This is a genomic window from Streptomyces sp. NPDC044033 (assembly GCF_056434425.1).
On sequence record NZ_JBWKFF010000004.1, the window covers coordinates 168426 to 180681 of the forward strand.

12 protein-coding genes and 2 pseudogenes are annotated in these 12256 nt (G+C 70.2%); 7 read left to right on the forward strand and 7 right to left on the reverse strand.

Going from position 1 to position 12256, the window contains the following annotated elements:
• Positions 1 to 126 precede the first annotated feature (126 nt).
• On the reverse strand, positions 127 to 1668 hold the full coding sequence (locus AC07AB_RS10200) for an MFS transporter (RefSeq protein WP_478563077.1): 1542 nt from the start codon (positions 1666 to 1668) through the stop codon (positions 127 to 129).
• Between the two features lie 301 nt (positions 1669 to 1969).
• Here AC07AB_RS10200 and AC07AB_RS10205 point away from each other — a divergent pair, with 301 nt between their 5' ends.
• Entirely contained in the window at positions 1970 to 2650 is a 681-nt protein-coding gene (locus AC07AB_RS10205) for a pentapeptide repeat-containing protein (RefSeq protein ID WP_478563080.1), read from the forward strand.
• Positions 2651 to 2771: 121 nt separating this feature from the next.
• On the opposite strand, the gene AC07AB_RS10210 is transcribed toward AC07AB_RS10205, so the two are convergent.
• The 3 genes and pseudogenes from AC07AB_RS10210 to AC07AB_RS10220 form a co-directional block, all read right to left on the reverse strand.
• Positions 2772 to 3269 (reverse strand): hypothetical protein, encoded by a 498-nt coding sequence (locus AC07AB_RS10210; RefSeq protein ID WP_478563083.1) that lies wholly within the window; start codon positions 3267 to 3269, stop codon positions 2772 to 2774.
• Between the two features lie 144 nt (positions 3270 to 3413).
• Positions 3414 to 4964, reverse strand: a complete 1551-nt coding sequence (locus AC07AB_RS10215) for a M4 family metallopeptidase (protein WP_478563582.1) — start codon at positions 4962 to 4964, stop codon at positions 3414 to 3416.
• A 585-nt stretch (positions 4965 to 5549) separates the two neighbouring features.
• Positions 5550 to 5856, reverse strand: a pseudogene (locus AC07AB_RS10220) (transcriptional regulator); the annotation flags it as partial.
• Here AC07AB_RS10220 and AC07AB_RS10225 point away from each other — a divergent pair.
• A pseudogene (locus AC07AB_RS10225) lies at positions 5856 to 5954 on the forward strand (IS982 family transposase); the annotation flags it as partial. The pseudogenes AC07AB_RS10220 and AC07AB_RS10225 overlap by 1 nt on opposite strands.
• Before the next feature lie 92 nt (positions 5955 to 6046).
• Here AC07AB_RS10225 and AC07AB_RS10230 read toward each other — a convergent pair.
• Positions 6047 to 6967 carry an NADP-dependent oxidoreductase gene (locus AC07AB_RS10230; protein ID WP_478563085.1) on the reverse strand — a complete coding sequence of 307 codons (921 nt, stop codon included), beginning with the start codon at positions 6965 to 6967 and terminating at the stop codon, positions 6047 to 6049.
• Positions 6968 to 7050: 83 nt separating this feature from the next.
• Here AC07AB_RS10230 and AC07AB_RS10235 point away from each other — a divergent pair, with 83 nt between their 5' ends.
• Entirely contained in the window at positions 7051 to 7620 is a 570-nt protein-coding gene (locus AC07AB_RS10235) for a TetR/AcrR family transcriptional regulator (protein WP_478563088.1), read from the forward strand.
• Between the two features lie 520 nt (positions 7621 to 8140).
• On the opposite strand, the gene AC07AB_RS10240 is transcribed toward AC07AB_RS10235, so the two are convergent.
• Positions 8141 to 9397, reverse strand: a complete 1257-nt coding sequence (locus tag AC07AB_RS10240) for an MFS transporter (protein WP_478563091.1) — start codon at positions 9395 to 9397, stop codon at positions 8141 to 8143.
• 62 nt (positions 9398 to 9459) lie between these two features.
• Between AC07AB_RS10240 and AC07AB_RS10245 the strand changes: the two genes are divergently transcribed.
• The 3 genes from AC07AB_RS10245 (at position 9460) to AC07AB_RS10255 (ending at position 10789) form a co-directional block, all read left to right on the forward strand.
• Positions 9460 to 9825 (forward strand): MerR family transcriptional regulator, encoded by a 366-nt coding sequence (locus AC07AB_RS10245; RefSeq protein WP_478563094.1) that lies wholly within the window; start codon positions 9460 to 9462, stop codon positions 9823 to 9825.
• 61 nt (positions 9826 to 9886) lie between these two features.
• Positions 9887 to 10381 carry a MerR family transcriptional regulator gene (locus tag AC07AB_RS10250; protein ID WP_478563097.1) on the forward strand — a complete coding sequence of 165 codons (495 nt, stop codon included), beginning with the start codon at positions 9887 to 9889 and terminating at the stop codon, positions 10379 to 10381.
• 75 nt (positions 10382 to 10456) lie between these two features.
• Positions 10457 to 10789: a hypothetical protein gene (locus tag AC07AB_RS10255; protein ID WP_478563100.1), complete on the forward strand. Its 333-nt coding sequence runs from the start codon at positions 10457 to 10459 to the stop codon at positions 10787 to 10789.
• A 231-nt stretch (positions 10790 to 11020) separates the two neighbouring features.
• On the opposite strand, the gene AC07AB_RS10260 is transcribed toward AC07AB_RS10255, so the two are convergent.
• Positions 11021 to 11596 carry a TerD family protein gene (locus tag AC07AB_RS10260; protein ID WP_478563103.1) on the reverse strand — a complete coding sequence of 192 codons (576 nt, stop codon included), beginning with the start codon at positions 11594 to 11596 and terminating at the stop codon, positions 11021 to 11023.
• Positions 11597 to 11782: 186 nt separating this feature from the next.
• On the opposite strand from AC07AB_RS10260, the gene arfB reads away from it, so the two are divergent.
• Entirely contained in the window at positions 11783 to 12220 is a 438-nt protein-coding gene (gene arfB / locus AC07AB_RS10265; RefSeq protein WP_478563106.1) for an alternative ribosome rescue aminoacyl-tRNA hydrolase ArfB, read from the forward strand.
• Positions 12221 to 12256: the final 36 nt, after the last annotated feature.

Genomic DNA, 12256 nt, shown 5'->3' on the forward strand with positions numbered 1-12256 from the left:
ACCGGCCCCGGCTCCGCACTGTGTGACACCGGCCCCGGCTCCGCACCGCGCGACACCGGCCCCGGCCCCGCACCGCGCGACACCGGCCCCGGCCTCGCACCGCGGGCGGGCGCCGGGGCCTGCCGGTTACGGAGTGGAGGCTTCCGGCGCCGCGGGGCTGTCCTCGCCCGCGTCGTTCTTGGGCGCTCCGGCCGTCACCATGGTCCCCGCGACCACGGCGGCGAGGAGCATGATCCCCGCGCCCCAGCCGATGGCGATGGTGAAGCCGTGGACCACGCCGTCCTTGATCACGGCCCCCTTGACGGCCGGGGTCGGCGCCCCGCCCGTACGCGCCGCGGCCTCCTTGAGGTGGGTGGCGATGTACGTGGTGGAGGCGGAGGTGGCGATGGTGTTGAGGAGGGCGGTGCCGATGGAACCGCCCACCTGCTGGGCGGTGTTGACGGTCGCCGAGGTGACGCCGGAGTCCTGGGGGGCGACGCCGCTGGTGGCGGTGGCCATGACGGGCATGAAGATCAGGCCCATGCCGAGGCCGACGAGGAGTTCGGCGGGCAGGACGTGGGAGACGTAGGCGGGTTCGGCGGTCAGGAAGGTCAGCAGGAAGAGGCCGACCGCGGCCAGTACGGCGCCGGGGGCCATCAGGACGCGCGGCGGCAGGTGGTGCAGCAGCCGGGCGGAGACCTGGGTGGAGCCGATGATGATGGCGACCGTCATGGGGAGGAACGCCATGCCGGTCTTGACGGGCGAGTAGCCGAGCACGACCTGTAGGTAGTAGGTCATGAACAGGAACATCCCGAACATCGCGATGACGGCGAGCCCCATGGTCAGGAAGGCGCCGGCGCGGTTGCGGTCACGGACGATGTGCAGCGGCAGCAGGGGGCTCGGCGCGCGCGACTGCCACCAGGTGAAGACGGCGAGCAGCGCGGCGCCGCCGGCCAGCAGGCCGAGTACGAGCGCGTCGTTCCAGCCGCGGGGTTCGGCCTCGCTGCATCCGTAGACGATGGCGACGAGGCCGCCGCAGCCGAGGATCGCGCCGGGGACGTCGAGGCGTACGTTGCCGTGGCCGGGGCGGTCGTGGAGCAGGGTGGCCGCGCCGAGGAAGGCGGCGAGGGCGATGGGGATGTTGACGTACAGGCACCAGCGCCAGTCGAGGTACTCGGTGAGCAGTCCGCCCGCGATCAGCCCGATCGCGGAGCCGCCGCCCGCGATGGCGCCGTAGATGCCGAACGCCTTGCTGCGCTCCTTGACGTCCGTGAAGGTCGTGGTGAGCAGGGAGAGGGCGGAGGGGGCCAGTACGGCCCCGAAGGCGCCCTGCAGGGCGCGGGCGAGGAACAGCATGCCCTGGCTGGACGCCGCGCCGCCGAGCGCGGAGGCGGCGGCGAACCCGATGAGCCCGATCATGAAGGTGCGCTTGCGGCCGACGAGGTCCGCGACGCGCCCGCCGAGGAGCAGCAGGCCGCCGAAGGCGAGGGTGTAGGCGGTGATCACCCACTGCCGGTTGCCGTCGGACATGTTCAGGTCGCGCTGCGCGGAGGGGAGCGCGATGTTCACGATGGTGGCGTCGAGCACCACCATGAGCTGCGCCAGTGCGATGATCACCAGCCCCCACCAGCGGCGGGGGTCGGGTTGCGGGCTGCTGTCCGGGGTGGCGGATATGTGGCTCTGGGTCATCGGGAGACCTGCTTTCGCGGCCGCTCGCGTTCATGGGGCCTGCCGCGCGCCGTGGGGTCGGGCGGACCGACCGGTGCCTGTGCGCGTACCCGCGGCCGCGTACCGACGCCGCGTACGTATGGCTTCCGTACCCGCCGTCCGCACGCGTCGCGTACGCACGTACCGACGCGCTCGTTCAGCGTAGGCGCTCCGACGGCGGGGCGCGCTCCGGACGGGCGGGGTCCGGGCGGCGGGCGGTGGCACGGGCCGCGCCGGGGCGTTGTCAGTGCCGTGTGCCACCGTAAGGGCGGGAGGCGATGCCATGACGACGCGAGGCAGGAAGAGTGCGGAGGCCGGGCGGCGGCCGGTGCGGGTTCCGGAGGTGCGGTTGCCTCCGTTGCGGCCGTTCGAGGAGGGGGAGCTGGAGTCCGAGGGCGACTACGACGGGGTTGCTTTCACGGACCTGGATCTCGTGGGGCAGGAGGGCCGCGGGGCGCGGTTCATGGACTGCCGGATGACGCGCTGTGCGCTGGACGAGACGCGGCTGGCCCGGGCGCGGTTCGTGGACTGCGTGCTGGAGGGCGTACGGGGGGTGGGCACGGACCTGGCGCAGGCGTCGCTGCGGGATGTGGAGCTCGTGGACGCGCGGCTGGGCGGCTCGCAGTTGCACGGGGCGGTGCTGGAGCGGGTGCTGGTGCGCGGCGGGAAGATCGACTATCTGAATCTGCGCAAGGCGACGCTCAAGGATGTGACGTTCCAGGGGTGCGTGCTGTCCGAGGCGGACTTCGGGGGCGCGCGGCTGGAGCGGGTGGTGTTCAGGGATTGTGTGGTGCGCCGGGTCGATCTCACGGCGGTGCGGATGACGGACGTCGACCTGCGGGAGGTGACCGAGCTGGATATCGCGCGCGGCGTCGACCAGCTGGCGGGCGCGGTCATCAGCCCGGCCCAGCTCTTCGACCTGGCCCCGGCGTTCGCGGCGCAGATCGGGGTGCGGGTGGAGTAGGGGGCCGTCCCCGTATGGCCGTCCCCGTACGGCAGGGGCTCGGTACGACAGGGGCCGCGATCGCCAGGGGTCCCGTACGGCCGGGGGCTCGGTACGGCAGGGGTCCCGTACGGCCGGGGGTTCAGGTCCGCGGGAAGCGGCTTTGGAGGTCCCATATGACGGGGTTGTCGCCGAGGCCCTCGTGCATGTCGGTGAGGTCGGCGATCAGGTCGTGCAGGAAGTCGCGGGCCTCGCGGCGCAGCGCGCGGTGGTTGAAGCTGAGCGGTGGCTCGTCCGCGGGCACCCAGTCGGCGGTGACCTCCACCCAGCCGAAGCGCCGTTCGAAGAGCATCCGGTCCGCGGACTCCGTGAAGTCCAGCTCGGCGTAGTACGGCGTCGCGGAGCGGTTGCCGCGTGGGTCGCGGTCGAGCTGTTCCAGGATGTCGCACAGGGCCCAGGCGAAGTCGAGCACGGGGACCCAGCCCCAGGCGGTCGAGAGCTCCCGGTCGGTCTTGGCGTCGGCGAGGTACACGTCTCCGCAGAACAGGTCGTGGCGCAGCGCCCGTACGTCCGCCGTCCGGTAGTCCAGATGGGACGGGTCGGGGAAGCGCGAGGAGAGCGAGTAGCCGAGGTCGATCACGCCCCGATGGTGTCACGGCCGGGGACCGGCCGCGGGCCGCGCCCCCGCCCGTCGGGGCGGGCGGGGACGCGGCTGCGTACGGGTGGTGCGGGAGGCGCGGGGGGAGTGCTGGATGTGCGGGATGTGCTGGGTGGTGCCGGACCGCTAGTTGACGGTGATGCCGGACCAGGCCGCTCCGACGGCCTTGTATTCGGCGCTCGACGCCCCGTACAGGTCACTCGCCGCCTTCAAGGTGCCCGCACGGGCCGCCTTGTAGTTGGTGGTGGAGGTGAAGTACGTGGTCAGGGCCTTGTACCAGATCTTCTCGGCCTTGGCCCGGCCGATGCCGGTGAGCTTGGAGCCGTTCGAGGTGGGGCTGTCGTAGTGGACGCCGTTGATGTCCTTCGGGCCGGAGCCCTCCGAGATCAGGTAGAACCAGTGGTTGGCCGGGCCCGACGAGTAGTGGACGTCGATGCCGCCGAGGCCGGAGTACCAGGCGTCCTTGGACCGCCCGTCCTTGCTGGGCTTGTCCATGTAGCGCAGCGGGGTGCCGTTCCCGTTGATGTTGATCTTCTCGCCGATGAGGTAGTCGCCGGGGTCGGAGGCGTTGTTGGCGTAGAACTCCGCGGCGGTGCCGAAGATGTCGGAGGTGGCCTCGTTGAGGCCGCCGGACTCGCCGCTGTAGTTGAGGCGGGCCGTGGCGGCGGTGACGCCGTGGCTCATCTCGTGGGCGGCCACGTCGAGCGCGGTGAGCGGGTGGGTGTTGCCGGATCCGTCGCCGTACGTCATGCAGAAGCAGCTGTCCTGCCAGAAGGCGTTGACGTAGTTGCTGCCGTAGTGGGCGCGGGAGTAGGCGCCCTTGCCGTCGTTGCGGATGCCGTTGCGGCCGTGCACGTTCTTGTAGTAGTCCCAGGTCACGGCCGCGCCGTAGTGGGCGTCTACGCCGGCGGTCTGGCGGCCGCCGCCCCAGACGTCGTCGGCGTCGGTGAAGAGGGTGCCGGTGCCGGAGGTGCCCTGGTTGAGGTCGTACGTCTTGTGGCCGCCGCGCGCGCCGTCGGTGAGCTGGTAGGTCGACCCGCTCTTCGTCGTCGTGAGGTTGACCTTGCCGCTGTACGTGCTGGTGCCGGTGCCGGTCTCGACGGCCTCGTTCTGGAAGAGCTTCGCGCCGGTCGCCGCGTCGGTGATGACGTGCAGCTCGCTGGGGGTGCCGTCCGGCTGGACGCCGGTGACGACGGTCTCGTACGCGAGGACGGGCTTGCCGCTCGCGGCCCAGATGACCTTGCGCGGCGCGGCGTTGGCGGCCGTCTTGGCGTTCTTCTTGGCGGTCGACGCCGCGAGCGCGCTCTTCTTGGCGGCGGCCGGGGCGAGCCGGGCGTCCGTGCCGGCCACGGCGATCGCGGCTTCGGTCGCCTTGGTGACGGTGCGCGTGCCGCTCTTCGTCACGTGTACGACCAGGTCCCCGCCGAGCACGGGGAGTCCGGCGTACGTACGCTCGTACCGGGTGTGCACCGTGCCGTCCGCGTCCTTGACGACGTCCCGGGCGATGAGCTTCTCCTTGGCCCCGAGGCCGATCTTCCCGGCCGTGGCGGCGGCCCCGTCCGCGGCGTCGCGCAGCGCGGACGACCGCTGGGAAGCGGAGAGTTGAACCGCTGTCGCGCCCGACTCACGGTCGGGCTGCGCGGAGGCCGAACCGGCCTGGACGCCGACGGCGACCATCGCGGCGGAGGCGATCAGCGCGGCGGCGCGCAGCGTGTTCTTGCGGGGGGTGGACGTGATCCGTCTCAACTCGGTCTCCTTGCGCGGACCGCTGGTTCGCGGCCCATCGATGGGCCGGGCAGCCGAGGGTGGGGTGCCCGGTAGTGCAGGAGTGAACCGATGAGAGAGTGCCAGGAGCCGAAGCTCTTTGACAGGGGCGCAACAAGGATTTGATCCCGCGTTCTTCGACAGGCGGGGGAATTCGCTCCGGTTTGCGGCGAGACATGCCGGGATCGCGGGGCGGGGGAGCGCGGGGGGCGTGCATACGGGCGGGAGGAGGAGCGGGTGGGGCGGGTGAGATCTGTGCGGTTCGGCGTACGGGCGCGCTCCGCGGGAGCCGGCCCCGCGAAGCTCCGGCCTCCCCCGGGCGAACGCCGGGGCCTCATCGCCGCCCGGCCCTGCCCGGCGGCCCGACGGCGGGCCGGGCGGCGCGCTTCAGCGGTGCGGTTCACCGGCACGGCTCAGGGGAGTGGCCGCAGCCGCTGACGCCGGACACCTGCGCCTGCCCATGGGCCCGACGACATCACGCGCCCGCGCTCGTGGTCTCCGACCGCTCGCCACTGCGGCTTCCCTGATGCACATCAGGGCAGTGTGCCGATCACCGGCCTGGGTAACCGAGTGCGCCTGCTGCCCGGCCACGAAAGCCCTCATCCGTGGCCCGGCTTCCGGGGATGCCGCTGCGGCGGCGTCCGCCGGCCGCCTGGCCTGTGCCGAGTGCTGGAGGTCCACGGCTTGGAGGCTCATGCCTCGGAGAGTCGTGCAGTAGGCCAGATGGTTCTTGGCGGCGCCGGCCAACTCCAGGGCTTTGAGGCAGTAGCGCTGCGCGAGCCCCGAGATATCCCTCGTCGACGGCGCGTCTTGTGCCGGATCCTCGCACTCACGGCAGCGATCTGGCACAACGACAAGACCGGGCAGCCGGTCAAACGATCACTGACGGCCTACGATCACTGACCGCAACGACACCCCTTGGACTCATTTGGACTCATTCAAATAGGGCTTGTTGCGAGAGTGAATCCTGGTCGCCGAGTCCACCTCGTGCCGGTTCACAGGGCGATCACGATTTTGCCGTGAACGTGCCTCTCGGCCTGCGTCGTCACGGCTTCTCGGATCTGCTCGACCGGGAAGGTCGCCGCGATCGGAACCGTGATCTCGCCGGCATGGATCGCGTCGGCGATCCGTTCCAGGGTGCCCGGACCCGCGTCGAGGGCGCCCGCCTTGCGGACACCGGGCGGCGGGGCGGGGCCGTCGGCTACGACGGAGATCCGCTCGGGTGCCACGCCGAGCTTGAGGGCGGTCTCGGCCGCCTCCCTTCCGAACAGGTCGGTTGCGGCGGTGATCCCCTCGGGTGCCAGGGCCCGCACCCGGTCCGCCAGGCCAGGGCCGTACGCCACGGGTTCGGCGCCGAGCCCGCGCAGGAATCCGAAAGTGCGCTCGGAGGCGGTGCCGAGCACCCGGGCACCCGTAAGCTTCGCCAACTGCACGGCGAAGATGCCCACGCCACCCGCCGCTCCACCGATCAGGACGGTGTCCCCGGCGCGGAGTCCGATCGCGGCGAGCGCGGCGGAGGCCGTCAGGCCGGACACCGGAAGCGTGGCCGCCACCTCGTCGCCGATGCCATCCGGGGTGGGCCACAGGTCCGCGGCGGGTGTCTTGACCAGCACGAAATCGGCGACGGACCGGCCAATCGCCGCCCCGAACACCCGGTTGCCGGCCGCGAAGCCGGTGGCTTCGGCGCCCACTTCGTCCACCACTCCGGCGAAGTCGCTGCCGAACCCGGCCGGCAATTGGATGCCGAACCGCGCCGCCATGTCGGGCTGGGTGGTGATCTGCCAATCCATCGGATTCAGCCCGGCGGCCGTGACCCGGACGCGAACCTCGTCCGGTGCGGCGTGCGGCTCGGCTATCTCCTGCAGTTCGAGTACTTCGGGGCCGCCGAATCGCCGGTAGCGGACAGCTTTACTCATCGGTGATCTCTCCTGGCCAGTGATGGGACTTGGTCTCATCGACCGTACACCACTGATGAGACCATGTCCCGTACACTGTTTCCATGGCTCGCTGGCAACCCGACGCACCAGGACGACTCGCCGCCGCTGCCCTCGACCTCTTCGAGGAACAGGGCTACGAGAGCACGACCGTGATCGAGATCGCGGAGCACGCCGGGCTCACCAAGAGCACGTTCTTCCGGTACTTCCCGGACAAGCGCGAGGTGCTTTTCGGCGGGGGCACGGTGGCCGGTCTGCTCGTCGAAGGGATCGCCTCGGCGCCGCCGGAGTCCGGGCCGCTCGGCTCGGTGGCGGAGGCCCTCGATGCGCTCGGCCGGACGTTCTTCACCGCCGACCGCCGCGAGTTCAGCGGTCGGCGCCAGGCCGTTCTGAACGCCAATACGGAACTGCGCGAACGTGAAGCCCTGAAGAGGATCGACCTCACCGCCTCGATGGTCGAGGCCCTCAATCGCCGCGGAGTCCCGAGTCTGAGCGCGCGTGTGGCCGCGCAACTGGGCACGCTCGCCTGGGAGATCGCCTACGACCAGTGGATCGGCACCGACAACAGAGAGGGCTTCGGCCCGCTGGCACGGCAGGCGCTCGCCGACGTACGCGCGGCCGGAGTCGTGCACTAGGGTCTGTCGCGAAAGTGCTGGTCACAGCCACTCGTTGAGGGCTGCGACCAGCACTGTTGCCTCGTAACGCACGGCCGGCTTGTCGTATCTCGTGGCTACCGCGCGGTGGTGTTTCAGTCGGTTGATCCCGCACTCCACCGCGTGGCGTTCCTTGTGGTCCTCCTTGTCGAAGGTCGGTGGTCGGCCGCCTCGGAAGCCGAGCTTCTTGCGGTTGCGGACCTGATCGGCCTTCTCCGGGATGGTGCGTTCGATCCTGCGTCTGCGCCCGAGTCCATGGTCGTCCGGCTCGGTGTCGATCCCTCCGGGAGGTCCGCGCTGGAGATCCCTTTTTTACGCGCGCCGGCGGCATGCTGATGGGCCCGGCAGACGGTCGGGTCGACGCTCACATCCCAGGTGACAGGGACCTGCGCATCGGCCTGGACCTGCGGTTGCTCCAGGATCCGCTCCCAGGTCCCATCGCGCTGCCATCTGCGGAACAGGTCGTAGATCCGGTCCTACGGTGACGCCTCGTCCGCCTCTCCTACGGTGACGCCTCGTCCGCCTCGCGGGGCACGCCGTCGCCGCTGTCCTGTTCCGGCCGGGCGCCAGCACTGGCGATCGGACGTCGGGGGAAGGCATGGCGGCGGGCGCCGGCGATGATGAACCACGCCGCGGCCGCGGGCACCGCGGCGAGTAGCGGCAAGGACGCCACTCCCAGACGGTCCAGTACCTGCCCGCCCGCGATGGAACCGCCGCCGATACTGAAGTTGACGCCGATGACGTACAGCGCGGACACCGCGGCCTGGGCCTGCGGTGCGGCCGTGAGCGCGGCGGACTGCAAGAGGGTGGGCAGACCCGCGAAGAGCAGGCCCCATACGGTGATCAGGACGAGACTCACGGACGTGGCCCTGCCTGTGGCGGCCAACGCCGCGAAGACCAGTGCCATCGCGCCGGCGAAGAGCAGGGTCGCGCCGCGGGGACGGCGATCGACCAGTACGCCGGTGGTCCACACTCCGACAACTCCCGCGAGTCCGAAGGCGAGCAGCGCCGGGCCTGCCGCTGCCGAGCTGACGCCGATGTGCCGCAAGTAGGGCGAGATGTAGGAGTAGAGGATGAAGTGGCCGAGCATGACCAAGGTCGTGGCGACGGTGACGGTGAGCACGCCCGGGAGTTTGAAGGCGGCCAGGGCCGTGACCCGCGTCGCCGGGGGGCCGGACGCCTCAGGCAGCAGGAGTGGCGCGGCGACGAGGGCGAGTGCGGCCACCGCGGCGAGCAGGACGAAGGCGCTGCGCCAGCCCAGTGCGGTGCCGACCGTGGTTCCCAGCGGCACGCCGAAGGCCAGCGCGGCGGAGTTGCTCGCGAAGACGACGGCGACGGCGCGGCCCGCCCGCTCCGGGGGGACGAGGCGGGTGGCGTAGACGGGTAGGACCGACCAGAGGACCCCGTGCGTCGAAGCGGCGATCAGACGGGCGACGACAGCCACAGCGTAGGAAGGGGCCGCGGCGAGCAGCAGATTGCTCAGCACGAACACGGCCATGATGACGAGGAGCAGACGCCGCTGCGGCCAGTGCGCGGTTCGGGCCGTGATCGGCAGCGTCACCACCATGATGACGAAGGCGTACAGGGCCACCAGCAGGCCGGCCCGCGACTCCGAGACGCCGAGGCCACCGCTCACCTGGGGCAGCAACCCCATGGGCAGCGTCTCCGTCGTGATCGACATGAAGCCGGCCAGGAACAGCACGGCCAGGGCGGCACGCCCGGACCGGAGAGATGACGTGGTTTTGGCAAGGTTGTTCACGGCTGGGACGGTAAACTTTCACACCGATGTCAAGGTCAAGACGACGGAGAACAGGATGCGGTTTGAAGATCAGTGAGCTGTCTCAGCACACCGGGATCAGCAGCCGCTCGCTGCGCTATTACGAGCAGCTGGGCCTGCTTCATCCCCGTCGCCTCCCCAACGGCTACCGGGATTACTCCGAGGAGTCCCTCGTATGCGCCGAGCGGGTTCGCGACCTGCTCAGGTCCGGCCTCGGCACCGAGGCCATCAAGGACATCGGCTGCTGTTTCACCGGGGCGGGGGAGTCGCTGCGGGCGAAGGCGGACACGGAACTCGCCGCCAGTCTGACCCGCGAGCTGGAGAACATTCAGAGCAGGATCGACATCCTCACCAGGCACCGCGACGCCATTCAGGCCCACTTGGCTGAAGCACGTCTCGCGGCGGATTGAGCCCGCACTCGCCCGACCGGCATGCCCGACGGCACCAGTCGAGAGGGGACTAGAGTTCACTATGCGTTCCCATGCCTCGAATGACCCATCCCGTGAAGGCGCTGCGGCGTCTCCAAGGGCCGTCTCGCCGCGCGGGGGCAGGCCGGCGCACAGCCTCGAATCGACCTCCGAGTCGGGCCCCGAGCGGAACCCCGATTCGAACCCCGTGTCGCTGTCGATCAGTGAACTCGCTCACCGGTGCCAAGTGAGCACGCGGTCACTGCGGTACTACGAGGAGCAAGGTCTCCTGCTCCCGTCGCGCAACGCCGTGGGGCACCGCAGGTACCAGGCCAAAGACGCCGACTGTGTCGGGTTCATCCAGCGTCTGTACGGCGTGGGCCTGCCGAGCGACCTGATCCGTACGGTGGTCCAGGAGTGGAGACTCCCCGACTCCGCGCCCCGGGTCGAGGCTCTGCTGCGTACGCGGCACGCCGAACTCTCACGTGAAGCGGAAGAACTGCACGCCAAGTTGACCGGCCTGGAAGCCGTACTGAACGCGGTGACCGACAACCGCTGACTTGCCCTTCACACCAGTGTGAACGTCTACCTTCCTGGCGAAAGCCCCGACGGGACCCGCAGGAAAGGCAGACAGATGAGCAGCTACATGCTGGCGCAGCTCCAGCTCAAGTACGGCTTCGCGAATCTGGCGCGTTACGAAGCCGCCATGGTGACCATCCGCGAACTCTTCGAATCGCAGGGCATCTCGCTGGTCGCGGGCACGGTGACGCAGGTCGGGCCGCTGTACGAGGCATTCAACCTGTGGGAGATCGAGGACCAGGGCCACCTGGAGCGCGCACTCGGCGCCATGACGCTCGGCGATCCCCGCGCCCTGGAGGCCATGGGCGAGTTGGACGCCACGGTGGAACACGAGCAGACGCGCTTTCTCGGATCACTCGCGTTCGCAAGGGGCCCGAACTCCGCGTGAGGCTTCCGTGCGGCGGAAGCGACCGAGCAGCCGCCCCGACCGCTCAGGAACACGCACGCGGTCAGCGGGTGGTCACCGTGACGATGCCGCCGTCGGTCTTGCCCGGCCGGCCCAGCCGTCGAACATGGTTCAGTCAACACGCCTGGGACAGTACGAGGGCACAGCGGAAAGGGGGGCGGACCCCAATGGGCCCGCCCCCCTTTGACCTGCACGTTCACCGTGCCGGCAACGTCAGACGTTGACGCCGAAGTCCTTCGCGATGCCCGTCAGGCCCGAGGCGTAACCCTGGCCCACGGCGCGGAACTTCCACTCCGCGCCGTTGCGGTACAGCTCGCCGAAGACCATGGCGGTCTCGGTGGCCGCGTCCTCGCTGAGGTCGTAGCGGGCGATCTCCGCCTCGCCCGCCTGGTTGACGATGCGGATGTAGGCGTTGCGGACCTGGCCGAAGTTCTGGCTGCGGCTCTCGGCGTCGTAGATCGAGACCGGGAAGACGATCTTGTCGATGTCGGCGGGCAGCGCGGCCAGGTTGACCTTGATCTGCTCGTCGTCGCCCTCGCCCTGGCCGGTGGTGTTGTCACCGGTGTGCTCGATGGACTGGTCCGGGGTGACCTTGTTGTTGAAGAAGACGAAGTGCTGGTCCGAGTAGACCTGGCCGCTGGTGTTCACGGCGATGGCGCTCGCGTCCAGGTCGAAGTCCGTGCCGGTGGTGGTGCGGACGTCCCAGCCGAGACCGACCGTGACGGCCGTCAGGCCCGGGGCCTCCTTGGTGAGGGAGACGTTGCCGCCCTTGGACAGGCTTACAGCCATGGGAGATGTCCCTTTCTGGTCGAGACGCGGGGCTTCGTACTGCGGACGAAGCTACCGTCACCCTCGATAACGCGAAGGAGGGACCGCAGGGTTCCAGCTCCCTTTACTTTCTTTACTCATCCCTGACGGCCGGTCGCCGATCGGGTCGTGCAAAACGAGGTGACGGCGGCGCCCGGGCGCGGGATCATGGGTGACATGTCCGGGCCTCACATCATTCGCGGTTCCGTCTCCCTGCCGGAGGCGGAGCTCATGTGGCGTTTCTCCCGGTCCTCCGGGCCCGGCGGGCAGCACGTCAACACCAGCGACAGCCAGGTCGACCTCCGCTTCGACCTCGCCAGGACGGAGGCGCTGCCCGAGGTGTGGAAGGAGCGCGCCCTGGAGCGGCTCGCCGGCCGCCTTGTGGGCGGCGTCGTGTCCGTACGGGCCTCCGAGCACCGTTCGCAGTGGCGCAACCGGGAGACGGCGTTGGTGCGGATGGCCGCGCTGCTCGCGGAGGCGACCGCTCCGCCGCCCCGGCCCCGTAAGACGCGGAAGACACCGCGCGGCGTCAACGAACGCCGCCTGCGCAACAAGAAGGCGCGCAGCGACACCAAGCGGGGGCGCTCCGGCCGCGATTGGGGCTGAGGGCGGCCGGGCTGTTCGGGCCCCCGCCGGGCCGTC